Raw genomic sequence first — 22,222 nt, 5'->3', positions numbered from 1 at the left:
TCAGGCTCCTCGCGCCATGTAGCCGGCGATCCAGATCAGCAGCGTCAGCGTGACCGAGCCGGCCAGCGTCGCCCAGGCGATCCTCGAGGCCGTATGCTTTTCCAGCCCGGCCCCCGTGTCCCAGATAAGATGGCGCACGCCGCCCAGCATGTGGTGCATCAGCGCCCAGCTGTAGCCGAACAGCACCAGCCGCCCGAGCCACGAGCCGAAGGCCCAGTTGACGGCATTGAAGGTCGCCTCCGAACTCGCCGCCGCCATCAGCCACAGCGCGACCAGCAGCGTGCCGAAATAGAGCGCCCCGCCGGTGATGCGGTGGACGATCGACATCGTCATGGTGATCGGCGGCCGATAGACGGTCAGATGCGGCGAAAGCGGCCGTTCACGTCTGGTAAATTCGCGGGTGGCTGGTGATTTGCTCATGGCTCCCCCAGTTCGGCGTCTCTGGAGCCTCAGGTGGAAATGCGGCATTACCGCTTCCGGTTGCGACTTCGGACAGCCGGTTTCTAATGCTCTTTTTGCACCGCGTCAAAGCCGGAAAACCGTTTTGAAAACGTAATTTAGTCTGATGAAAGCGAAGGTTTCAGCTTCAATCGATTAGGGCTGTGGCCTTGAGCCGGCACAATGTCGCTGCACTGCAAAATATGGCTGCCGCGCCGGGTCGATCAGCGTGTACAGGCCACCGGTGAGGCGCCGCCCTTCATCACCAATGCGTCGCGCCCGTCGATCACAATTGCGTCATGCGCCTCGCCGTACCGGCTGGTCTGATTGGCGGGTGAGGCCGGCAGCTCGGAGCTGGTGCCGTCCGGGCCGAGCACACGCACCGACGTGCCGAGATTCTCGATGGTCATCATGCTCCCGTCGGCGCATTTGTAGGTCGCCGTGCGCGGCTGCGGTGTCGATTCGGTTGGAGTGATCGCGACAGAAGCGGCCACTGTATTCCCGAGCTTGGGCGCACTGGTCTGCGGCGTGCAGGCGGCGGCAGCCAGCAGCGAGGAGACGGCCAGCGCTATTCGAAACGTGCGGCGTAATCTCATATGCTGCTTCCCCGCGCCTCGAAACCGGCCGCGATGCCCCGGCAAGCCGCCGGATTTCATGCTTTTTGAGTCGCGCTCGATGCCGGCGATGGTGGGAACAAGCATGGCCGAATGATGGCCGGTGGCCGCTCGAATATTAACCATGTTTTCCGAGACCTCGCGGCGGCGGCGGTTGCCCTCTTAACAAAGGTTAATAAAAGGTTAATTTCTGATTCGAGGAGGCTTGCCTCTCAGCAATGGAGCAGCTCGCCATGCATTCGAATTCAGCAAGATCGTGCCTTCGTGGGTTCCTATTGGCGGCGCTCGCCGTCGGCATCGCCGCACCGGCATTCGCCGGAACGCGCCACCACGACCGCGTCTATGCCGATTCCTTCGGCAACCTAGTCATCGAAAGCGCCGCCGGCTACAAGCGCATCCTCGTCGGCGAGGGCAAGCTGGCCAAGGAATTGTCCGACTACACCAGCGCCGGCCAGCCCGAGGTGATCTATGAAAACGACTCGGATGAGGTCCGAAACGGCGACTGCTACAGGCCGCCGGTTTTCGTGAAGGGCCGCAGCTATATGTACGGCCTCTCCGACGGCGAGATGCCGGAGCTCAGCCCGTGCCGCTGACGGCCGCGCTGCCGTTTGTCGCCGGCGCCGGCTGGGCAGCAGCCGGCCCGGCCGAGACACGCACGCAATCGCGGCCGCTGCCCTTCGCCTGATAGAGCGCTTTGTCGGCGCGCCGCAGCAGGTCGGAAAAGCTTTCGCCCGGACCAAGCTCGGCAATGCCGAAGCTGGCGCTGCAGCGATGATCCGCCGGCAGGCAGTCGATGGGCGTGGCACCGAAGGCGGTACGCGTGCCCTCGGCAAAGAGCCGGGCGGCGGCTAGATTGGTCCCCGGCAGGAAAATAGCGAATTCCTCGCCGCCGATCCGGCCGGCGACATGATGGTCGGCCGCGGCATCGCGGAGAAAACCGGCAAAGGTCTCGATGACCCGATCGCCGGACGCGTGGCCGTACGTATCGTTGATGCGCTTGAAATGGTCGAGATCGGCAATGACCAGTGCCGCCGAGACAGCCCGCCGCATGGCGTCGCGCAGTGCGATCTCGGCATGGCGCTCGAAGCCGCCACGGTTGAGCAGCCGTGAAAGCGTATCGGTTTCCGATTTCGACGTCGCCTCGGCGAGCACGTCGCGGACCAGGATAGCCAACGTCACCAGCGCAAGCGCCAGGCCGAACACGGTGCCGATAGACTGCGACACCAACGCGTAGCTGGTCTGCGCATAAGATTGCGGGTTGGCGCCCCAGCCGCCAAGCGTATGGGCGATGAAGGGTTTGCTGGCGAACTGCAAGGTGCTGGCTGCCAGGACAGCCATCAGCATATAGTCGAGCCGCTCGCGTCTTTGCCTGGACGACAAGACGATCGTCAGCCCGGTGAATTGCATGGCCGCATAGGGAAACTGGTAGGCCGCCATGCGCACAAAGGATTGACGTTGCAGGTCCTGTACGACGTAGACCGCCACGGTGGCGAAGACCAGGAAGAAGAGCATCGGCGGCCAAGGGCGCGAAACGCCGTATTTATGGGCAAGCCCGCCATTGAAGGCGACGGTAGCGCCAAGGAAAGCGGCAAAGGCTGCAACAACCAGCGGTCGTGCATTGTCGAAGGCAGGGATGCTGAATTCGATGGCGAAATAGGCCATGCCCAGTACATAGCCGAACGCAAGCCAGCGCGCCGACACCCGTCCTGCGTCATAGACGGCGATCGTCATGAAGGCCGCCGCCAGCAGCCCGGCAACGAACAGGTTGATCACCAGGATGAAATTGGCGCTGCCCATTGCGTTTTTGGCACTCCCCGCCGAACAGCAAACCACCGAGGCGCGAAAAAGACGTTAATTCGAGGCCGCCGCTGACGCTCAGCCGGCACTGGTCCGATCGGGAAAGAACACCGTTTCAGGCCGCTGATAGGACAGGCACACGCTGTCGCGGCCATTTCTCTTGGCTTTGTAGAGCGCTTCGTCGGCACGGCGCATCAGCGGGTCCAGCCCTTCGTCGCCCGTACGGGCGGCCACGCCGAAGCTCGCGGTCACTCTTGTGTCGGGCGGAAGCCCATCGATTCTGCCCGCCGAATAGAGCGTGCGAATGGCTTCGGCAAACAGTCTTGCCGCGCCAAGGTCACTGAGCGGCAAGAGCACGGCGAACTCCTCGCCGCCGATGCGGCCGGCAACGCCGCGCGTGCCTGCAGCCGATAGAAGCTTGGCGGCGAAGTCGGCGATGACGCGATCCCCGGCCGCGTGGCCATGCTGATCATTGAGCGCCTTGAAATGATCGAGATCGGCCAACACCAGCGCAACCGGCAATCGCGCCGTGGCACAGTGCTGCAGGACAAGCATGGCGCGCTCCTCGAAGCCACGGCGGTTGAGCAGGCCCGACAGCGGGTCCGTCAGGGTTTCGGTCTTCAGGGCCTTCATCACATCGAGCGCGGCGGCGCCGAACAGGCAAAGCGCGATAAGCAGCGACAGCAGCGCATGCGACAGCAGTGCCGTCGTCCAATAGGACGAGGAGTAAAGCCCTTCATAGCTGGCAAATGGACCATGCGCGATGACGACGGCAAGGGTCCGCACCAGGAAGTTCAGGCCGGAAAGCAGCGACAGCACGAACAGGATCATTTCCGTCGGGCCGTTGTTGCGCACCACGCGCAGCTCGGCGGCGACAACCAGGCTGATGCCGCCGAAGCTGAAATTGATGGCAAGGATCCGCCAGGTGATATCCGGCCGGGCAAAGAGAAACCATGAGACCGCGGCAAGGCCGCCGGCCGCCAGAATGCCGATCGCTGGATACGGCACGCGCCGCCCGTAGCGCGCGATGACCGCGCCGGCGAGACAGCAGGTCGCGAAGGTGAAGCATAGGATGGACATGAGCTTGGTCGGCGCCATACCGACCGGCAGCGTGAAATACTGGAGCAGGAAGCCTGCGGCCGAGGCCGAGTAGCCCGCCGCCAGCACGATCAGATAGGGACGGTGGCGCTGATAGAACCACAGCACGAGAAATGCCGCGCCGAGTGTGAGGGCGATGCCTGGATTGAGCAGCGCTATGAGCAGGCCGGTGTCCAAGCGCTGTAAGTTCCCCTCGCTTCCCCTGAGGAGACATTAGAGCGGAAGCCCAAACAAGCGGTTAAGCGAAGGCGAATATACGACGGATTCATCGGTGAAGCTGCTGGACGGAACCGGGAACGGCGGGCGGCGTTTCACGACGGCAACCAGGAGACGCTCTGATGGCCGACACGATCATGCTGACCGATCACGATGCAATTCGCTCATGGGCCGCGGCGCGCGCCGGCTTTCCGGCGATCGTCGACGTGTCGCCTGAAGCCGGAACCCAGGCCATGCTGAGGCTGGTCTTCGGCCAGCACGCCTACCAGGATCAGGACGAGGCCGAACGCCCGATCAATGCCGGCGGCTATGAACTGGTCGAATGGGACGAATGGTTCAAGCTCTTCGACGAGCGCCAACTGGCGCTGGTCGTCGCAAAGGACCAACCCGGCCGCCGTGAGGGATTCCACGAATTCGTCAGGCGCCCCAGCTGAAGAAATGCCCGAACCGCACTGCGGCTCGGGCAACTCATATCCGACTGCGTGCCCTGCGCTATTTCCACTCGCGGATATCGACGAAATGGCCGGCGATCGCTGCTGCTGCCGCCATTGCCGGCGACACCAGATGGGTGCGGCCCTTGAAGCCTTGGCGGCCCTCGAAATTGCGGTTCGAGGTCGAGGCGCAGCGCTCATGCGGCTTCAGCCGGTCGTCGTTCATGGCAAGGCACATCGAGCAGCCCGGCTCGCGCCAGTCGAAACCGGCGGCGACAAAGATCTTGTCGAGACCTTCGGCCTCGGCCTGTTCCTTGACCAGGCCGGAGCCCGGCACGATCATCGCACTGACCCGCGGATTGACCTTTTTGCCCTCGATCACCTTGGCGGCGGCGCGCAGATCCTCGATGCGGCCATTGGTGCAGGAGCCGATGAAGACGCGATCGAGCTCGATATCGGTGATCTTGGTGCCCGGCGTCAGGCCCATATAGTCGAGCGCGCGTTGCTTGGAGGTGCGCTTGTTCTCATCAGTGATGTCGTCCGGGTTCGGCACGATGCCCTGGACCGAAACGACGTCCTCGGGCGAGGAGCCCCAGGAGACGATCGGCGGCAGCTTTGCCGCGTCGAGCACGACCACCTTGTCGAAATGCGCGCCTTCGTCGGACTGCAGCGTCTTCCAATAGGCGAGCGCGGCATCCCAGGCTTCGCCCTTGGGGGCGCGCGGCTTGTCCTTGACATAGGCGAAGGTGGTCTCGTCGGGCGCGATCAGGCCGGCGCGGGCGCCGGCTTCGATCGACATGTTGCAGATCGTCATGCGGCCTTCCATCGACAGCGCACGGATCGCTTCGCCGGCATATTCGATGACATAGCCGGTGCCGCCGGCCGTGCCGATTTCGCCGATGATGGCAAGGATGATGTCCTTGGCGGTGACGCCTTCCGGCAGCGCGCCGTCGACACGCACCAGCATGTTCTTTGCCTTGCGCTGGATCAGCGTCTGCGTCGCCAGCACATGCTCGACTTCCGAGGTGCCGATGCCATGCGCCAGCGCGCCGAACGCGCCATGCGTCGAGGTGTGGCTGTCGCCGCAGACGATGGTCATGCCGGGCAGCGTAAAGCCTTGCTCCGGCCCGATGATGTGGACGATGCCCTGGCGGATGTCCTTCTCGGAATAGTATTCGATACCGAAATCCTTGGCGTTTTTGGCCAGCGCCTCGACCTGGATGCGGCTTTCCTCGTTCTTGATTCCAAACTTGCGTTCCGGCGAGGTCGACACATTGTGATCGACCACGGCCAGCGTCTTTTCCGGATGCCGAACCTTGCGGCCGGTCATGCGCAGGCCTTCGAAAGCCTGCGGGCTGGTGACTTCGTGGACGAGGTGGCGGTCGATGTAGAGCAGGCAGGTGCCGTCGTCCTGGCGGTCGACCACATGGTCGTCGAAAATCTTGTCGTAGAGGGTGGGCGGTGCGCTCATTTGCGTAAATCCGTCGATTTAAAAAAAGGAAAAGGACGCCGGTCGGCCCGGCGAAACAGCCCGGCGAGTCTGCCTTAGCTAAGTCGGCTGGTCAGCGCCCCGCAGACGCGCGCCGAAAATCGCGACGGCAGGCGTTTTCTGTCCTGCAGCACGAAACCCTTATAGGCCGGATCGCCAAAAAGCTCTTCCATGGCGCTGCTCTTATCAATGTTTTGGCTTTTCAGCAATCGTGGCGGCCTTCGCAGGCGCTTCACAGCACCTCGAACACAAACGTCTTCACCAGCGCGTCGGGCTCGGCGATCGCATAGCAGCGGAACCATGGGCTCTCCTCGACCGGCCGCCATTTTTTCGCCTGCTCCAGTTCGTCAAACACGGCTTGAAACCCGCCGCTTTCAAATACCTGGTCACGGACGGTGAAGATGGCGTGGCCGCCCGTCCTGGTGATGCGTACCAGTTCATGCAGGCCCGACGCCGGCGCGTGGCTGATGGTGAACACGCCGGTCGAGAAAAAGGCGCGGAAATACCCGTCCGGCCAAGGCAATGGCCCGCCGAGCATCGCCTGTTTCAGCTCGCTGTAGGCCTGCCGGCTGCCGGCGATTTTCAGCATGTCCTGCGACAGGTCGAGCCCGGCAATGTCGTGGTAGCCGAGTGCCTTGAGCGACGGCCCCGACAGGCCGGTGCCGCAGCCGGCGTCCAGCAGCGGCCCTTCGCCTGACGGCACGTGGCGCGTCACCCAGGCGGCGATCAGGAACGGCAGGAGATAGCCGAGCGCCGCGGTTTCGCCGTCATAGGTCGCAGCCCATTGCGCATAGGCCTTGGCGAGCGCCTCAGGCGTGTCGGCCGTGTAGACTGCTTCTAGCGCCGCATTGGCTTTGTCGATGATCATGGTTCTCCCCGGTCGCATTCGTTCGATGGTAGCGCCGTTTTCGCCTGCCTTCTATTCCCCATGCTGGTGCCGCAGCCGCTTCTCCAGCGCCCGCAACGCCAGCGACAGACCGACGGTCAGGATGAGATAGATATAGGCGACGATCGAATAGGTTTCGAAGAAGCGGAACGAACCGGCGGCGTAGATCTTGCCCATCTGGGTGATGTCGGCGACGCCGAGCACCGAGACCAGCGAGGAATCCTTGACCATGGCGACGAAATCATTGCCGAGCGGCGGCAGGATGGTGCGGATCGCCTGCGGAAAGACGATCAGCCGGAAGCGCTGCGTGCGCGTCAGCCCGAGCGCCTTCGCCGCCTCGATCTGACCCTTCTCGACCGCCTGGATGCCGGCGCGGAAGACCTCCGAGATGAAAGCGGAATAGCCGATGGTCAGCGCCATGATGGCGCGCCATAGCAGCGACACGTCGCGTACCAGCAGCTCACCGAACAGGCCGGCGCTTTGCAGCGGCGCCGTCAGCGCGTTCCATGCCGCGACGAAGGCCGGCGCGCCAGCAAAGGCGATCCAGAACAACAGCACCAGGATCGGCACGCCGCGGATGATCTCGACGTAGAAGCGGGCGATCTGGCTGAGCCAGCGTGAGCCCGACAGCCCCATCAGCGCCACGCCAAGCCCGATGGCGCAAGCCAGCGTGAAGGCGACCACGGTGACGAAGATGGTGACGCCGATGCCCTTGGCGACGGTCGCGAACACCTGGGCATAGAGGTCGCTGGCGGCGATGAAGATGGCGGCGGCCAAGGCGATCGTCACGGCCACGGCAAGCCACCACGGGAAGTCGGATTTGGCGGAGGCTGGGGGCGCCGGCGGCATCAAGCAATACCGGTGACAGAGTCGCCCAGAGTCAGCACGAGTTCCCGCGCATCACCCGGCACCCGCGACAAAAGTCCTACTGCCCCATCTTGTAGTCGAGGAACCACTTCTTGTTGAGCGCGTCGAGCGTGCCGTCGGCCTTGAGCGCGGCGATTGCCGCGTTGACCGGCTTCACCAGGTCGGAGCCCTTGGGGAAAATGAAGCCGAAATCCTCGGTGCCGAGTGGGCCGCCGATCAGCTTAAGGCCGCCATTGGACGCATCGACATAGCCCTTGCCGGCAGTGCCGTCGGTGAGCACGACGTCGACGTCGCCGGACTTCAGCGCCTGCACCGTCGCGCCGAATGTCTCGAACAGCTTGATGCGCGGATTCTGTTCATTGCCGTCGAGGACGCTGTAGACCGCGGTGTAGAACGGCGTGGTACCGGCCTGCGCGCCGATCAGCCCGTCCTTGAAGGCAGCGAACGTCTTGGCATCGCTGAAGCGCTTCTCGTCGCCGCGCACCAGCATGAACTGTTCCGAGCGCATATACGGGTCGGAGAAATCGACCTTCTGCTTGCGGTCGTCCTTGATGGTGATGCCGGTCATGCCAATGTTGTACTGGTTGTCGGAAACCGCCTGGATCATCGCGTCCCAGGAAGTATTCTGGTACTCGACCTTGAAATTCAGCCGCTTGGCGATCTCGTTCATCGCGTCATATTCCCAGCCGATCTGCTTGCCGGTCTTGGCATCGATGAACTGCAGCGGCGGATAGGCGTTTTCCGTCACCACCACCACTTTCTTGCCGCCGAGGTCGGGCAACACCTGCGCCATAGCCGCGACAGGCACAAGAAGGCAAGCCAGCAGGCCGGCCAGCAGCAGTTTCGAATTGATCATGACTATGCTCCCCAGGAACTGAACCGCCTCGATCGGCCGAGGCATGCAGGAAAATCCGGCGCCGACTTTAGCTTTCCGCAGGCGCCTTGCAAGCCGCTCCGATGCGCCGCTCGGCACGAAAATGGATTTCCGATGCTTTCAACGACGGCATTACGGAACGATCCGTATCGATTGCGGGACTGGCAAAATCGAATCCACCTCGCGAAACAAAAAGGCGGCCGAAGCCGCCTTTCCGAAAACATGGGTTTTGAAGACGCCTTATTCGGCGGCAGCTGTTTCCGCGGCCTTGGCTGCCTCGTCGGCGGCCTTCTTCTCGGCGGCGTCCTGCGCTGCCTTCTCGGCGGCCAGCGCCTGGGCGGCGGCCACCTTCTCGGCCTCGATGCGCGCCTTCTCGGCGTTCAGCGCATCGCGCTCTTCGTCGTTCAGCTTGCGGGCGCGCACGCCGGTGTTTTCCGAAATACGGGCCGATTTGCCGCGACGATCGCGCAGGTAATACAGCTTGGCGCGACGCACCTTGCCGCGGCGCACGATCTCGACGCCCTCGACCATCGGCGAATAGACCGGGAACACACGCTCCACGCCTTCGCCGTAGGAGATCTTGCGAACGGTGAAGCTCTCCTGGAAACCGGCGCCGGCGCGGGCGATGACGACGCCCTCATAGGCCTGGACACGGGTGCGGGTGCCTTCGGTCACGCGGACCTGGACGCGCACGGTGTCGCCGGGCTGGAATTCGGGAAGCTTGCGCTTGGCTTCGATCTTGGCGGCCTGCTCGGCCTCGAGCTGACGGAGGATATCCATCTCATAAATCCACTTCTTGTTCTTCCGACAGTCAGAGCGTCCGACACTCGCCTTGCAGTCGCATCGACCGCTCGGCTATGCCCTTCGTTCGAGAACGTCTGTTCGAGAACATCGGGCAGGGGCGACTACACCGTCATTGTTGACGGGCCAGAAGATCGCTCTTGGCAGATTTTCTTCCGGTTCGGCGCGCACATACAGCTATTTCGGCGCTTTGTCACGCCTTCGCTGTTTCTTTTTTGGCGCTGCTTCTTTTGACTGGCGCCCGCTGTGGCAATCCCATGATCGCTTGTGGTCCAGGGGGTTGCGCCCGCGCGTCAAGCTTTCTAAGCCGGAAGATAAGCATTTTCCTCCAGCGACGACACCCCTCATGCCAATCTTGGACGCGGTCCTGCTCTTTCTCACCGGCTTTCTATCAGGCGCGGTCAACGCAGTTGCCGGCGGCGGCACGTTCATAACCTTTGGCGCCATGACCCTGGCCGGCCTGCCGCCGATCGTCGCCAATGCGACATCGTCGGTGACGCAATTTCCTGGCTACATCACCTCGACGCTCGCCTATTGGCACGACATCAAGCATTTCTGGCGCGGCGCACTGCTGCTCAGCCTCATTTCGGCTTTCGGTGCGCTGTCTGGCGCGCTCATCCTTCTAGGGCTCGACAACCCGTCGTTCCGCGCCTTGGTGCCGTGGCTGCTGCTGGCGGCGACGGCGTTGTTCGCTGCCGGGCCATGGCTGAAGCCGGCGCCCAAGCCGGAGCATGAGGCCGCGGTGGGTTCGCTGGTCGGATCGCTGGCGCAGTTCGCCACTGCCGTCTATGGCGGCTTCTTCGGCGCGGGCATGGGCGTCATGATGCTGGCGACGCTCGGCCTCACCCAGTCCGGCGACTATCACCGGCTGAACGCACTGAAGAACATGCTGGCCGTTGTCATAGCTGCGGTCGCCATCCTGGTCTTTGTCTCCGGCGGCGTCATCGCCTGGCTGCAGGCGATCATCATGATCCCAGGCGGCGCGCTGGGCGGCTATGCCGGCGTCTGGATCGCCAGGCGCGTGCCACAGAACGCGGTGCGCGGCTTCGTCATCGCGGTCGGCCTGTTCCTGGCGTTTTACTATTTCGACAAGGGCTGAGCGGCCAAAAGATCAGGCCTTCGCTCTTTCGTCAGCTTTTCCGCCTCGGCCCGCCGCCAGGCGGCGATCTTCTTGTGATTGCCCGAAATCAGCACTTCGGGGATCGGCCGGCCCTCGAACTCCTGCGGCCGCGTGTAGTGCGGATGTTCGAGCAGGCCGTTCTCAAAGCTCTCTTCGTCGCCCGACACCGCATTGCCCATGACACCGGGCAGCAGCCGCACCACGGCGTCTAACAGCACAAGTGCCGCCGGCTCGCCGCCGGACAGGATGAAGTCGCCGATCGAGACTTCCTCGAGGCCTCGCGATTCGATGACCCGCTGGTCGACGCCTTCGAAGCGGCCGCAGACAATCACCGCACCCGGCCCGCCGGCGAGCTCGCGCACACGGCGCTGCGTCAGCGGCTTGCCGCGCGGGCTCATTAGCAGTTTTGGACGCAGATCGCCCGGCGGCGAGGCATGGTCGATGGCGCTGGCCAGCACGTCCGCCCGCATCACCATCCCGGCGCCACCGCCGGCCGGTGTGTCATCGACAGTACGGTGACGATCGCTGGCAAAGTCGCGGATCTGGATCGCCTTGAGCGACCAAATGCCGGTCTCCAGCGCGCGTCCGGCCAGCGACAGGCCGAGCGCGCCGGGAAACATCTCGGGATAGAGCGTCAGCACCGAAGCGGAAAAACTCACCGGTTGCCTCCGGCGTCCCGCGGCCCGCGCGGCCTGCCTTTGGGGTCGAAGCTGTCGCGGCCGGCAGGCTCGCCGTCCTCGTCCTCGACCAACCCTGCGGCGGCCGGATCGATGCGGACAAAGCCGCCGGCGATCGACACTTCCGGAACGGCGGCCTGCGTGAACGGGATGAGCACGCCTTTGCGCCCCGCCAGCGTCACGTCGAGAATGTCGCCGCCGCCGAAATTATGCACGGCGACGACCTTTCCGATGACCGCACCAGTGTCATCCTTGACCTCCAGCCCGACGAGGTCGGCATGGTAGAATTCATCCTCTTCGCCCTCATCCGGCAACACCGAACGGTCGACGAACAATTCGGTGCCGGCAAGCGCCTCCGCGGCATTGCGATCGCTGACGCCTTTGAAACGCACCACCACCACCGTGTTGGCAGGCCTGATATCGACGATCTGGAAGGCGCGGCCATCCCTGGCGTAGAGCGGACCGTAATCGGCCAGCGCCAGCGGGTCGCCGGTAAAGCTCTTGACGCGCAATTCGCCCTTGATGCCATGCGCGGCACCGATCACGGCCATCTGGACGGGGTTTTGCGGCTTGCTCATCTGCGGAAAATCCTTTGCCTTGCTCTAACCCCAGCCCGTCGTCATTTCAATGATGCCGCTCTTCACCGCTTCCTAACCCGCGTGCCGGAAGATGGCGGAGAACTGGAAGAGCGCAATGCAGGAATTCCTCATACCGGCAAAACCCGATCTACAGGCGGCGCGCGAGGCCTGGCTGAAGATGCTGGCGCGCGAACGACGGCTGTCGCCCGAAACCGTCGAGGCCTATGAGCGCGACACGCGCCAGTTCCTGCATTTCCTGACCGGCCATTGCGGCGGCTCGCCCGGCATTTCCGACATCGCCGATCTGCGCCCCGCCGATCTGCGCGGCTTTCTCGCTGCCCGCCGTACCGAGGGCGCCGGCGCCCGCACGCTCGGGCGCGGCCTAGCCGGCATCCGCTCGCTGCTGCGTTTCCTGGAACGGCGCGGCCTCGCCAATGCGGCAGGTGCGGCAGCCTTGCGCGCGCCGCGGCAGCCGAAATCGCTGCCCAAGCCGCTGACCGCAAGCGATGCAAAACACGTCGTCTCGGTGGAAGGCCAACTGGCGGAGGAGCCGTGGATCGCCGCGCGCAACGCCGCCGTGCTGACCCTGCTCTATGGGTCCGGCTTGCGCATTTCCGAGGCGCTCGGCCTGTCGGGCGCCGATCTGTCCTCGCCTGGTGAGACCGTGCTGCGCGTCACCGGCAAGGGCGGCAAGACGCGGTTGGTGCCGGTGCTGCCGGTGGCGCTGCGGGCGATTGCCGAATACCGCCGCTTGTGTCCCTATCATCTCGATCCCAAGGGCGTGCTGTTTCGCGGTGCCCGCGGCGGCCCGCTGAACCCGGCAATCGTTCAGCGCGACATGGCCAAGCTGCGCTCGGCGCTCAACCTGCCCGACACGGCGACGCCGCATGCGCTGCGCCATTCCTTTGCAACGCATCTGCTTGGGCGCGGCGGCGACCTGCGCACCATCCAGGAGTTGCTCGGCCACGCCAGCCTGTCGACAACCCAGATATACACCGGTGTCGACACCGCCAGGCTGCTCGAGATTTACGAAGCAGCTCATCCGCGTGCGTGATGGATGCTTGATTGGTGGCCATCTCGCAACAATTTTGATGCGCCGATTAACCGTTTTGCCGCTTTTTGCGCCTAGAACCGCAGCATGAAACGCCTCATCGCCATCGCCGACCGCGCGACCCATGTGTCGCTGAAGCTGCTTGTCGCGCTCAACGCCCTGTTTTTCCTCTCCTTCCTCATCATCGCGCTGCTCGCCGCAGGCAAGGCACGCGCCGAGATCCCGGTCTGCGCCGGTACCGATATGCTGGGCGCGCTGCAAAAGGACGACCCGGCCACCTACCGCAAGATCGAGGCGGACGCGGCAGTGACGCCGAACGGCAAGGGCCTGCTGTGGAAGCTCGAAAAATCAGGCGAAAAACCGTCTTTCCTGTTCGGCACCATGCACGTTACCGACCCGCGCGTCACCACGCTGCCGCCCGCCGCGCAGAAGGCATTCGATGCGGCTGGCACCGTCATCATCGAGACCACCGAAGTGCTCGACAAGCAGAAGATGATGGCCGCACTGCTGAAAGAGCCGGATCTGATGATGTTCACCGACAAGACGACGCTTTCGTCGCTGCTGTCGCCGCAGGATGCGGCGGTGGTCAACAAGGCGCTCGATGCGCGTGGCATCCCGCCAGCGACCGTCGCCAAGATGAAGCCCTGGTTGCTGTCGGCGATGGTGGCGCTGCCTGCATGCGAAGTCGCCCGCCAAGCTGGCGGCGCACCGGTGCTCGACGTCAAGCTTGCCAAGGACGCCGAGGCTTCGGGCAAATCAGTCGAGGGGCTGGAGACAATCGCCGACCAGTTGCGCGCCATGGCTTCGCTGCCGATCGCCTTTCACCTGAAGGGGCTGGTCGATACGCTGAAGCTTGGCGACAAGGTGAACGACGTCAACGAAACCATGATCGTGCTTTACCGGCGTGGCGACACTGGCATGTACGTACCGCTGTTTCGGACCGTCATTCCCGAACAGGTCGACGACCAATCGGGTTACGCCGAATTCGAGCAGACCATGATCACCAGCCGCAACAAGGTGATGGTCGATCGGGCAGCGCCGATCCTCGCCCACGGCAATGTCTTCATGGCGGTAGGCGCCATGCACCTTCCCGGAGCGCAAGGCTTGGTCGAGGGTTTCCGCAAGACCGGCTACACGGTGACCGCCGTCAACTGAACAACACGGCGGAGTTGCACACCGAATCATTGCCGTGGCGCGACGGCGGACCACCCGCGCTTCGTGCCAAGAAACTGAAAAAGGTTCGGTTTGGCTCGATCGAACCCATTTTTGCGGTGGAAATGCATGCCTGCAAGCGATTCCGGATCAGAATTGCCCTGTTTTCGGCGTTTTCAACGCCTAATGTGAAACCGATTCAACGATTGTACGTTGATGGCTATTACTTGATGTTTTTCATCCACGGAGGACACTTTTATGGCGAACACACCCAATCCGAACGACCCATTCACCTCACCGGGTACCGCACGGCCACGCGGCGGCGGCAGCGGCTGGCTGATTGCCCTGGTCGTCGTTATCCTGGCAATTGTCGCCTATTATGTTTTTGGAAGACGTAGCGAGGCACCTGCGCCTGCCGAACCGCCCGCAGCCAGCACACCGGCTCCGGCTCCAGCACCTGCCGAGCCGATGAAGCCAGCCGAACCGGCTCCTGCGCCAGCTCCGGCAACACCCGCTCCGGCTCCCGCTCCGGCAGAACCTGCACCCGCTCCGGCCCCTGCGCCAGCCCCGGCCCCGGCCCCGGCACCAGCACCGGCCCCTCAGTAATCAGACTGCCGACTTAATATATGAACGGCCCGCTGAAAGGCGGGCCGTTTTGTTTTTGGGAACAGCCGTCGATGGCTTCGTCATCCCAGGGCGGAGCGAACGCAAAGCGGAGCGCAGACCCTGGGATCCATGCCGTGACATCCGCCGAAGAATGCAGTAGTGCAGAATCACCGGTTACGAGCCGATGGAAGAGGCACTCGATTCTGGTTCGCCGGAACACTGCCGCTTAGGTAACGGCATGGATCCCAGGGTCTCCGCGACATCGCTCCGCTCCTGCTCCGCCCTGGGATGACGAATCGCGGCTGTTTCAGCCAATCTCTAAGCTTTGCGATTCACCGCGTTTGCTCAGATATGGATGGGCTTGAAGAACGTCGCCAGTGCCGCCTCCTTGACCGCCTCCGACATTGTCGGATGGGCGTGACAGGTGCGGGCTAGGTCTTCCGACGAGCCGCCAAATTCCATCAGCACCGCCGCCTCGTGGATCATCTCGCCGGCGCCGAAGCCGACGATGTGGACGCCGAGCACGCGGTCGCTGGCCTTGTCGGCCAGGATTTTCACAAAGCCGTCGGTGTGCAGCATGGCGCGCGCCCGGCCATTGGCGCTGAACGGGAATTTTCCCGCCTTGTAGTCGACGCCGGCCTTCTTCAATTCTTCTTCGGTCTTGCCGACCGAAGCGATTTCCGGCGTGGTGTAGACGACGCTCGGAATCACGTCATAGTTCACATGCCCGGCCTGGCCGGCAATGGTTTCGGCCACCGCCACGCCCTCGTCCTCGGCCTTGTGGGCGAGCATCGGGCCGGCGATGACATCGCCGATGGCGTAGATACCGGGGACTTTGGTCCTGAGATGGCCGTCGGTCTTGACCCAGCCGCGCTCGTCGACGTCGACGCCTGCCTCCTTAAGCCCGAGAGCGTCCGAATAGGCCCGTCGTCCCGTCGCGATCAGCACGGCGTCGGCCTCGATCGTCTCGGCCGCCCCGCCTTTGACTGGCTCGAAGGTGACCGTCGCTCCCTTCTTGGCCTTGGCGACGCCGGTCACCTTGGCGCCCAGCCTGAACTCAAAGCCCTGCTTCGACAGCAGGCGCTGGAACTGCTTGGAGACCTCGCCATCCATGCCGCCCAGGATGGTGTCGAGGAACTCGACCACGGTGACCTTGGCGCCGAGCCGCGCCCATACCGAGCCGAGTTCCAGCCCGATGACGCCGCCGCCGACCACCACCAGATGGCCCGGCACCTTGTCCAGCGACAGCGCGCCGGTCGACGACACGATCACCTTCTCGTCGAAATCGACCTTGACACCGGGAATGCCGGCGACGTCGGAGCCGGTGGCGATGACGATGTTCTTGGTCTCAATCTCCTCGACCTTGCCGTCATCGGAGGTCACCGACACCTTGCCAGCCGCAACTACTTTGCCGGTGCCACGAAAACTGTCGATCTTGTTCTTCTTGAACAGGAAGGCGACGCCATTGACGTTGGCCGTCACCGTCGCATCCTTGTGTGCCATCATCTTGCCGAGATTGAGCTTGGGCGCGCCGATCTCGACGCCGAGCGCGTCGAAGGAATGGCCGGCCTCGGCAAACATCTCGGACGCATGCAGCAGCGCCTTTGACGGGATGCAGCCGATGTTGAGGCAGGTACCGCCGAAGGTCGGGTTCTTTTCGACCACCGCCGTCTTCAGGCCGAGCTGTGCCGCCTTGATGGCGCAGACATAGCCGCCCGGTCCCGATCCGATGATAACGACGTCATAGGCCATGATACTGTCCCTTTGCTTTAGCGGCCGCCGCCGACTTCCAGATTGGCGCCTGTCGTATAGGAGGCCTCGTCCGACAGCAGCCAGAGAATTGCGGCCGCGACTTCCTCGGCAGTGCCTGCGCGCTGCATCGGCACCACCCGGCCCATTTTCTCGGCGCGATCCGGCTGCCCGCCGGAGGCATGAATTTCCGTGTCGATGATGCCCGGGCTGACCGCGTTGACACGGACGCCTTCCTCGGCCACTTCCCGCGCCAGGCCGACAGTGAAGGCGTTGATCGCGTTCTTGGAGGCTGCGTAGTCGATATATTGACCTGCCCCGCCAAGCCTTGCCGCGATCGAAGACAAATTGACGATGGCGCCGCCCTTGCCGCCATTTCTGGTCGACATGCGCTTCACCGCTTCGCGTGCGCAAAGCATCGGCCCAATCACATTGATCCGCATCATGCGCTCGAGCCGCGCGAACGACATCTCGTCGACCCGTGACAGGCTGTCGACGACACCGGCATTGTTGACCAGCGCATCAAGCCCGCCGAAGCGGTCTTCGACCGCCTCGAACATGGCCAGCACATCCGTCTCGCTGCCGACATCGGCCTTGAGGGCAAAGGCTTCTCCGCCGCCGGCCTCGATGTCGGCGACCACCGTTTCGGCCGCTTTTGCATTCGACGCGTAATTGACCGCAACGCGGTAGCCGGCCTCGGCGGCAAGCCTGCATGTAGCGGCGCCAATGCCGCGGCTGCCGCCGGTCACCAGCAGGATTTTTCCGCTCATTCCTGACATCCTTTCAGGGCAAAGACGTCCCAGGGCACCTTGGAAAAGCCGTTGGCGCCATAGGCCGCCGACATCTGCAACGACGCCCCCAGATCGGGCAGGATCAGCTTCTTCGGCGCATCCTTTCCTTCGCCCGGCAGCAACGCGATATTGCCCTGGTCGTCGGCCGTATAGATGACCCCCTCCCACACAGTGCAGGCGGCGAGCTCGTCGCCGGTGACGTCGCCGGCCGGGCATTTGTACATCAGTGAGCCATGCGGCCGCGCCACGCCCTCCGTCCACATGACGATTCCGTCGAGAACGACGCCCTTGTCGAGCACCATCTTGAAACTGTTGGTGACGGCGGCCGATTCGCCGGTTGGCCTGAAATCGATCTCGGCTGCGTTTTCAGTGTCGCCGTAGACGGCCAGTTCGAGCGGGCAGGCGGCAAGCGCAGCGGAGACCGTCTGCACGCCGAGTGCGGAGATCGTGACAAACAAACCGGACCGGAAACGAGAGGAACCAATCCGGTGGCGCAGATCCATTCTCCGGCTCACTCGGGCCGCCCCTAGAGGTCGAGCACCAGCCGCTCGGGATCCTCCAGGCTTTCCTTGACCCGCACCAGGAACGTCACCGCTTCCTTGCCGTCGACGATGCGGTGATCGTAGGACAGCGCCAGATACATCATCGGCCGGATGACGATCTGGCCGCCGACCACCACCGGCCGCTCCTGGATCTTGTGCATGCCCAAAATGCCCGACTGCGGCGCATTGAGGATCGGCGTCGACATCAGCGACCCGTAAACGCCACCGTTGGAAATCGTAAACGTGCCGCCTTGCATATCCGCAACCGATAGCTTGCCGTCGCGCGCCGCAAGCCCGAGCCTGCCGATGTCCTTCTCGATTTCGGCGATGGACATCTGGTCGGCATTGCGCACGACCGGCACGACAAGGCCTTTTTCGGTACCAACGGCGACGCCGATATGGGCGTAGTTCTTGAAGATGATGTCGGTGCCGTCGATCTCGGCGTTGACGGACGGGATCTCCTTCAGCGCATGGGTGACGGCCTTGGTGAAGAAACCCATGAAGCCGAGCTTCACGCCGTGCTTCTTCTCGAACACGTCCTTGTATTTGCTCCTCAGCGCCATCACCGCGCTCATGTCGACCTCGTTGAAGGTGGTCAGCATCGCGGCGGTCGATTGCGCTTCCTTGAGGCGGCGCGCGATGGTCTGGCGCAGCTTGGTCATGCGCACGCGCTCCTCGCGCGACGCATCGTCGGCCGAGGACGGCGCGCGCGCGGCGACAGGTGCCGGCACAGGTGCTGCCTTTGGCATTTCGGCCGGCTGCGACGGCGCGCCCCTGGCGATCAGGTCGAGCACGTCGCCTTTCAGCACCTGGCCGCGCTTGCCCGAGCCCGAGACCTGGTCGACCGCAAGATTGTGCTCGGCCAGCAGCTTTGCCGCCGACGGCGCCGGCGGCATTGTGCGTGTCTCAATCGCGCCGGCGTCGCCGGCGATCTTGGCCGTCTCGGCCGCGGCCTGCTGGACGCTCGAGGCCGCGGTCGGAGCCGAGGCCTGCGACACCGCGTCCGGCTTCGCTGCCGGAGCGGCGGCAGCATTGGCTGCTGCGCCGGCGCCTGCCGAAATCGTGCCGAGCAGCGCCCCGACGCCAACCGTCTCGCCTTCCTTGACGGCGATCTCGCTGAGCGTGCCCGCGGCGGCGGCCGGCACTTCCACCGTCACCTTGTCGGTTTCGAGTTCGACCAGCGGCTCATCGGCGGCGATCGCGTCGCCGACCTTCTTGAACCATTTGCCGATGGTCGCCTCGGTGACGGATTCACCAAGTGTCGGGACGCGGATTTCGGTTGCCATTGTGCCTGTCCGTTTCTTTCGGTTCTATTTTATCCGCCCAGTTCTGTTCTATTCACCAAGCGCGTCGTCGAGCAAGGCGGCAAGCTGGGCGAGATGCTTCGACATCAATCCGGTCGCCGGCGAGGCGGCGGCCGGCCGGCCGGTATAGCGCACCCGCTGGTGCTTGGCGTCGATATGCGCCAGCACCCATTCGAGATACGGATCGATGAACGACCAGGCGCCCATGTTCTTGGGCTCCTCCTGGCACCACACCATCTCGGCATTGCGGAAGCGCGACAGTTCGGTGATCAGCGCCTTGGCCGGGAACGGATAAAGCTGCTCGACGCGCAGCAGGTAGATGTCGTTGATGCCGCGCTTCTCGCGCTCTTCGTAGAGGTCGTAGTAGACCTTGCCCGAACAGAGCACGACACGGCGGATCTTCGAATCCTTGGTGAGCTTGATGGCCTGGCCCGACAGCAGCTGGGCGTCGTCCCACAACAGCCGGTGAAAGGCGCTTTCGCCCGACATTTCCGGCAGCGTCGACACCGCCCGCTTGTGGCGCAGCAGCGACTTCGGCGTCATCAGGATCAGCGGCTTGCGGAAGTCCCGCTTCAATTGCCGGCGCAAGATGTGGAAGTAGTTGGCCGGCGTGGTGACGTTGGCGACCTGCATGTTGTCTTCGGCGCAAAGCTGCAGGAAGCGCTCGAGCCGGGCCGACGAATGCTCCGGCCCCTGGCCTTCATAGCCGTGCGGCAGCAGGCAGACGAGGCCCGACATTCTGAGCCACTTGCGCTCGCCCGACGAGATGAACTGGTCGAACACCACTTGGGCGCCATTGGCGAAGTCGCCGAACTGCGCTTCCCACAGCGTCAGCGCCTTCGGCTCAGCCAGCGAGTAGCCATATTCGAAGCCGAGCACGGCCTCTTCCGACAGCATCGAGTTGATGACCTCGAAGCCGGCCTGCGCCGCCGACAGATTGTTGAGTGGGATGTAGCGGGTCTCATCGCGCTGGTCGTAGAGCACTGAATGGCGCTGCGAGAAGGTACCGCGCTCCGAATCCTGTCCGGACAGCCGGATCGGATTGCCGTCGAGCAGGATGGCGCCGAAGGCCAGCGCCTCGGCCGTCGACCAGTCGATGCCTTCGCCCGACTCGATCGCCTGGCGGCGGTTGTCGAGGAAGCGGATGATCGTCTTGTGTGCCTCGAAATCCTTCGGCACCTCGGTCAGCTTCTTGCCGATCTCCTTCAGCGTCTTGACCGGTACCGCGGTCTTGCCGCGCCGCTGTTCGTCCTGGTTGTCGGCCGAGCGCAGGCCGGACCAGGCGCCGTCCAGCCAGTCCGCCTTGTTCGGCTTATAGTGCTGGCCGACCTCGAATTCCTGCTCGAGATGCGCCCGCCAGTCGGCCTTCATCTTTTCGAGCTCGGCCTGGCTGATGTGGCCTTCGGCGATCAGCCGGTCGGCATAGATCTGCATGGTCGTCTTCTGGTTGCGGATCTTGCGATACATGATCGGCTGGGTGAAGGCCGGCTCGTCGCCCTCGTTATGGCCGAAGCGGCGATAGCAGAACATGTCCACCACCACCGGCTTGTGGAACTTCATGCGGAATTCGATCGCCACCTTGGTGGCATGGACCACAGCTTCCGGATCGTCGCCATTGACGTGGAAGATCGGCGCCTCGATCATCTTGGCCACGTCGGACGGATAGGGCGACGAACGCGAAAAGCGCGGGTTGGTGGTGAAGCCGATCTGGTTGTTGATGATGAAATGCAGCGTGCCGGCGACGCGGTGGCCACGCAGGCCAGACAGGCCGAGGATTTCGGCAATCACGCCCTGGCCGGCAAAGGCCGCATCGCCATGCAGCAGCAGCGGCAGCACCTTGGCGCGCTCTTCCAGCGGCACGATCTCCTCGCGGCTGCGGCCAAACAGATAGTCCTGCTTGGCGCGCGCCTTGCCCATAACCACCGGATCGACGATTTCCAGATGCGATGGGTTGGCGGTCAGCGACAGATGCACCTTGTTGCCGTCGAACTCGCGGTCGGATGAGGCACCGAGATGGTACTTCACGTCGCCCGAGCCTTCGACCTCGTCGGGCGCGGCCGAGCCGCCCTTGAACTCGTGGAAAATGGCGCGGTGCGGCTTGGCCATCACCTGCGACAAAACGTTCAGCCGGCCGCGATGCGCCATGCCGAGCACGATCTCCTTCATGCCGAGCTGGCCGCCGCGCTTGACGATCTGCTCCAGCGCCGGGATCAGCGACTCGCCGCCATCGAGGCCGAAGCGCTTGGTTCCCTTGTACTTGACGTCGATGAACTGCTCGAAGCCTTCGGCCTCGACCAGCTTTTGCAGGATCGCCTTCTTGCCGGTGGCGGTGAAGGAGATCTCCTTGTCGGCGCCCTCGATGCGTGCCTGGATCCAGGCCTTCTCCTCGGGATCGGAGATATGCATGAATTCGACGCCGAGCGTCGAGCAATAGGTCCGGGTCAGGATGTCGAGCATCTGCCGGATGGTGCCGAATTCCAGCCCGAGCACATTGTCGAGGAAGATCGGCCGGTCGTAATCGGCTTCGGTGAAGCCGTAATTCTCCGGCGACAGCTCGTTATAATCCTCGAGCGGCTTGGCAATGCCGAGCGGATCGAGATTGGCATGCAGGTGGCCGCGCATGCGAAAGGCGCGGATCATCATGATGGCGCGGACGGAATCGCGCGTCGCCTGATGCACGTCGGCGTCGGAAAGCGCTGCGCCGTTGCCGGCTGCTCGGTCCTTCACCTTCTTTTCGATGTGCTTTTCGACCAGGCCCCAATTGCCGTCCAGCGCCGAGACAAGCTCGCCATTGGCCTGCATCGGCCAGGAGGGCTTGGCCCATGAGGCGCCCTTGGCATTCTTGCGCACGTCGCCAGCGTCGTCCTTCAGCGCCGCGAAAAAGTCCTGCCATTCGGGATCGACCGACGCGGGATCGTCCTCATAAGCGGCATAAAGCGCGTCGATATAGTCGGCATTGCCGCCATAGAGGAAAGAGGTAAGCGAAAACTGGTCGTTGGCCTGATCTTGTCTTGCCATTTTTTTTCCGCGGAGCGCCTGCTCCGTCTCCTTTTCAGAGCGAATAGAGAGTAGTGAGTAAGGATTTCCCTGGTTCGCGCCGTTACTCTGTTTTTCCTATTCGCTATTCACTACTCGCTACTC

General features: G+C 63.5%; 21 protein-coding genes. 5 read left to right on the top strand and 16 right to left on the bottom strand.

Annotation, left to right across the window (positions count from 1 at the left end):
- Positions 1 to 420: a succinate dehydrogenase, cytochrome b556 subunit gene (gene sdhC, locus NKH05_RS02995; protein WP_352643746.1), complete on the bottom strand. Its 420-nt coding sequence runs from the start codon at positions 418 to 420 to the stop codon at positions 1 to 3.
- Between the two features lie 242 nt (positions 421 to 662).
- Positions 663 to 1,034, bottom strand: coding sequence for a hypothetical protein (locus NKH05_RS02990; RefSeq protein ID WP_352481039.1), 372 nt, complete (start codon positions 1,032 to 1,034; stop codon positions 663 to 665).
- Between the two features lie 251 nt (positions 1,035 to 1,285).
- On the opposite strand from NKH05_RS02990, the gene NKH05_RS02985 reads away from it, so the two are divergent.
- Complete coding sequence (locus NKH05_RS02985; protein ID WP_031195239.1) at positions 1,286 to 1,645, top strand: hypothetical protein; 360 nt, start codon at positions 1,286 to 1,288, stop codon at positions 1,643 to 1,645.
- On the opposite strand, the gene NKH05_RS02980 is transcribed toward NKH05_RS02985, so the two are convergent.
- Together NKH05_RS02980 and NKH05_RS02975 are read right to left on the bottom strand one after the other, a co-directional pair.
- Positions 1,629 to 2,849 (bottom strand): GGDEF domain-containing protein, encoded by a 1,221-nt coding sequence (locus tag NKH05_RS02980; RefSeq protein WP_353009381.1) that lies wholly within the window; start codon positions 2,847 to 2,849, stop codon positions 1,629 to 1,631. The genes NKH05_RS02985 and NKH05_RS02980 overlap by 17 nt on opposite strands.
- Positions 2,850 to 2,927: 78 nt before the next feature.
- Positions 2,928 to 4,124: a GGDEF domain-containing protein gene (locus NKH05_RS02975; protein ID WP_352494059.1), complete on the bottom strand. Its 1,197-nt coding sequence runs from the start codon at positions 4,122 to 4,124 to the stop codon at positions 2,928 to 2,930.
- Positions 4,125 to 4,285: 161 nt separating this feature from the next.
- Between NKH05_RS02975 and NKH05_RS02970 the strand changes: the two genes are divergently transcribed.
- Complete coding sequence (locus NKH05_RS02970; protein ID WP_023722708.1) at positions 4,286 to 4,597, top strand: hypothetical protein; 312 nt, start codon at positions 4,286 to 4,288, stop codon at positions 4,595 to 4,597.
- 58 nt (positions 4,598 to 4,655) lie between these two features.
- Here the strand turns inward: NKH05_RS02970 and leuC are convergent, their stop codons facing one another.
- From leuC to rplS, 5 genes are all read right to left on the bottom strand, one after another.
- On the bottom strand, positions 4,656 to 6,065 hold the full coding sequence (leuC, locus tag NKH05_RS02965) for a 3-isopropylmalate dehydratase large subunit (RefSeq protein ID WP_352643742.1): 1,410 nt from the start codon (positions 6,063 to 6,065) through the stop codon (positions 4,656 to 4,658).
- A gap of 250 nt (positions 6,066 to 6,315) precedes the next feature.
- A complete protein-coding gene (locus NKH05_RS02960; RefSeq protein WP_353004072.1) occupies positions 6,316 to 6,951 on the bottom strand; it encodes a class I SAM-dependent DNA methyltransferase in 636 nt (211 codons plus the stop codon).
- Between the two features lie 51 nt (positions 6,952 to 7,002).
- Positions 7,003 to 7,818, bottom strand: a complete 816-nt coding sequence (locus tag NKH05_RS02955; RefSeq protein ID WP_023722712.1) for an amino acid ABC transporter permease — start codon at positions 7,816 to 7,818, stop codon at positions 7,003 to 7,005.
- A gap of 76 nt (positions 7,819 to 7,894) precedes the next feature.
- The gene (locus NKH05_RS02950; protein ID WP_031195240.1) at positions 7,895 to 8,692 is read right to left on the bottom strand and encodes a transporter substrate-binding domain-containing protein; all 798 of its coding nucleotides are present in this window, start codon (positions 8,690 to 8,692) and stop codon (positions 7,895 to 7,897) included.
- Positions 8,693 to 8,950: 258 nt separating this feature from the next.
- Positions 8,951 to 9,490 carry a 50S ribosomal protein L19 gene (gene rplS / locus NKH05_RS02945; protein WP_023722714.1) on the bottom strand — a complete coding sequence of 180 codons (540 nt, stop codon included), beginning with the start codon at positions 9,488 to 9,490 and terminating at the stop codon, positions 8,951 to 8,953.
- A 367-nt stretch (positions 9,491 to 9,857) separates the two neighbouring features.
- Between rplS and NKH05_RS02940 the strand changes: the two genes are divergently transcribed.
- Positions 9,858 to 10,610, top strand: coding sequence for a sulfite exporter TauE/SafE family protein (locus tag NKH05_RS02940; RefSeq protein ID WP_353025011.1), 753 nt, complete (start codon positions 9,858 to 9,860; stop codon positions 10,608 to 10,610).
- On the opposite strand, the gene trmD is transcribed toward NKH05_RS02940, so the two are convergent.
- Both trmD and rimM read right to left on the bottom strand, forming a co-directional pair.
- Positions 10,592 to 11,290 carry a tRNA (guanosine(37)-N1)-methyltransferase TrmD gene (gene trmD / locus NKH05_RS02935; protein WP_031195242.1) on the bottom strand — a complete coding sequence of 233 codons (699 nt, stop codon included), beginning with the start codon at positions 11,288 to 11,290 and terminating at the stop codon, positions 10,592 to 10,594. The genes NKH05_RS02940 and trmD overlap by 19 nt on opposite strands.
- The gene (gene rimM, locus NKH05_RS02930) at positions 11,287 to 11,886 is read right to left on the bottom strand and encodes a ribosome maturation factor RimM (protein WP_023722717.1); all 600 of its coding nucleotides are present in this window, start codon (positions 11,884 to 11,886) and stop codon (positions 11,287 to 11,289) included. The genes trmD and rimM overlap by 4 nt, the downstream gene beginning before the upstream one ends.
- Positions 11,887 to 12,001: 115 nt before the next feature.
- Here rimM and NKH05_RS02925 point away from each other — a divergent pair, with 115 nt between their 5' ends.
- On the top strand, positions 12,002 to 12,940 hold the full coding sequence (locus tag NKH05_RS02925; protein WP_036245843.1) for a tyrosine recombinase XerC: 939 nt from the start codon (positions 12,002 to 12,004) through the stop codon (positions 12,938 to 12,940).
- An 84-nt stretch (positions 12,941 to 13,024) separates the two neighbouring features.
- Complete coding sequence (locus NKH05_RS02920; RefSeq protein WP_023722719.1) at positions 13,025 to 14,092, top strand: TraB/GumN family protein; 1,068 nt, start codon at positions 13,025 to 13,027, stop codon at positions 14,090 to 14,092.
- 948 nt (positions 14,093 to 15,040) lie between these two features.
- Here NKH05_RS02920 and lpdA read toward each other — a convergent pair.
- The 5 genes from lpdA to NKH05_RS02895 are packed head-to-tail and all read right to left on the bottom strand — an operon-like array spanning position 15,041 to position 22,099.
- Positions 15,041 to 16,447, bottom strand: coding sequence for a dihydrolipoyl dehydrogenase (gene lpdA, locus NKH05_RS02915; RefSeq protein WP_023722721.1), 1,407 nt, complete (start codon positions 16,445 to 16,447; stop codon positions 15,041 to 15,043).
- A gap of 17 nt (positions 16,448 to 16,464) precedes the next feature.
- Positions 16,465 to 17,214 (bottom strand): SDR family oxidoreductase, encoded by a 750-nt coding sequence (locus NKH05_RS02910; RefSeq protein ID WP_023722722.1) that lies wholly within the window; start codon positions 17,212 to 17,214, stop codon positions 16,465 to 16,467.
- Positions 17,211 to 17,738 (bottom strand): hypothetical protein, encoded by a 528-nt coding sequence (locus NKH05_RS02905; protein WP_352481048.1) that lies wholly within the window; start codon positions 17,736 to 17,738, stop codon positions 17,211 to 17,213. Before NKH05_RS02905 ends, NKH05_RS02910 begins: the two co-directional genes overlap by 4 nt.
- 23 nt (positions 17,739 to 17,761) lie before the next feature.
- Complete coding sequence (gene odhB / locus NKH05_RS02900; protein ID WP_352548534.1) at positions 17,762 to 19,063, bottom strand: 2-oxoglutarate dehydrogenase complex dihydrolipoyllysine-residue succinyltransferase; 1,302 nt, start codon at positions 19,061 to 19,063, stop codon at positions 17,762 to 17,764.
- A 48-nt stretch (positions 19,064 to 19,111) separates the two neighbouring features.
- Complete coding sequence (locus tag NKH05_RS02895) at positions 19,112 to 22,099, bottom strand: 2-oxoglutarate dehydrogenase E1 component (protein WP_352717863.1); 2,988 nt, start codon at positions 22,097 to 22,099, stop codon at positions 19,112 to 19,114.
- Positions 22,100 to 22,222 lie beyond the last annotated feature (123 nt).

This window comes from Mesorhizobium sp. M1399, assembly GCF_040317735.1.
In the GTDB taxonomy this organism is placed as follows: domain Bacteria; phylum Pseudomonadota; class Alphaproteobacteria; order Rhizobiales; family Rhizobiaceae; genus Mesorhizobium.
The sequence above is the reverse complement of the archived record's forward strand: the minus strand, read 5'-3'. Positions and strand labels throughout refer to the sequence as shown.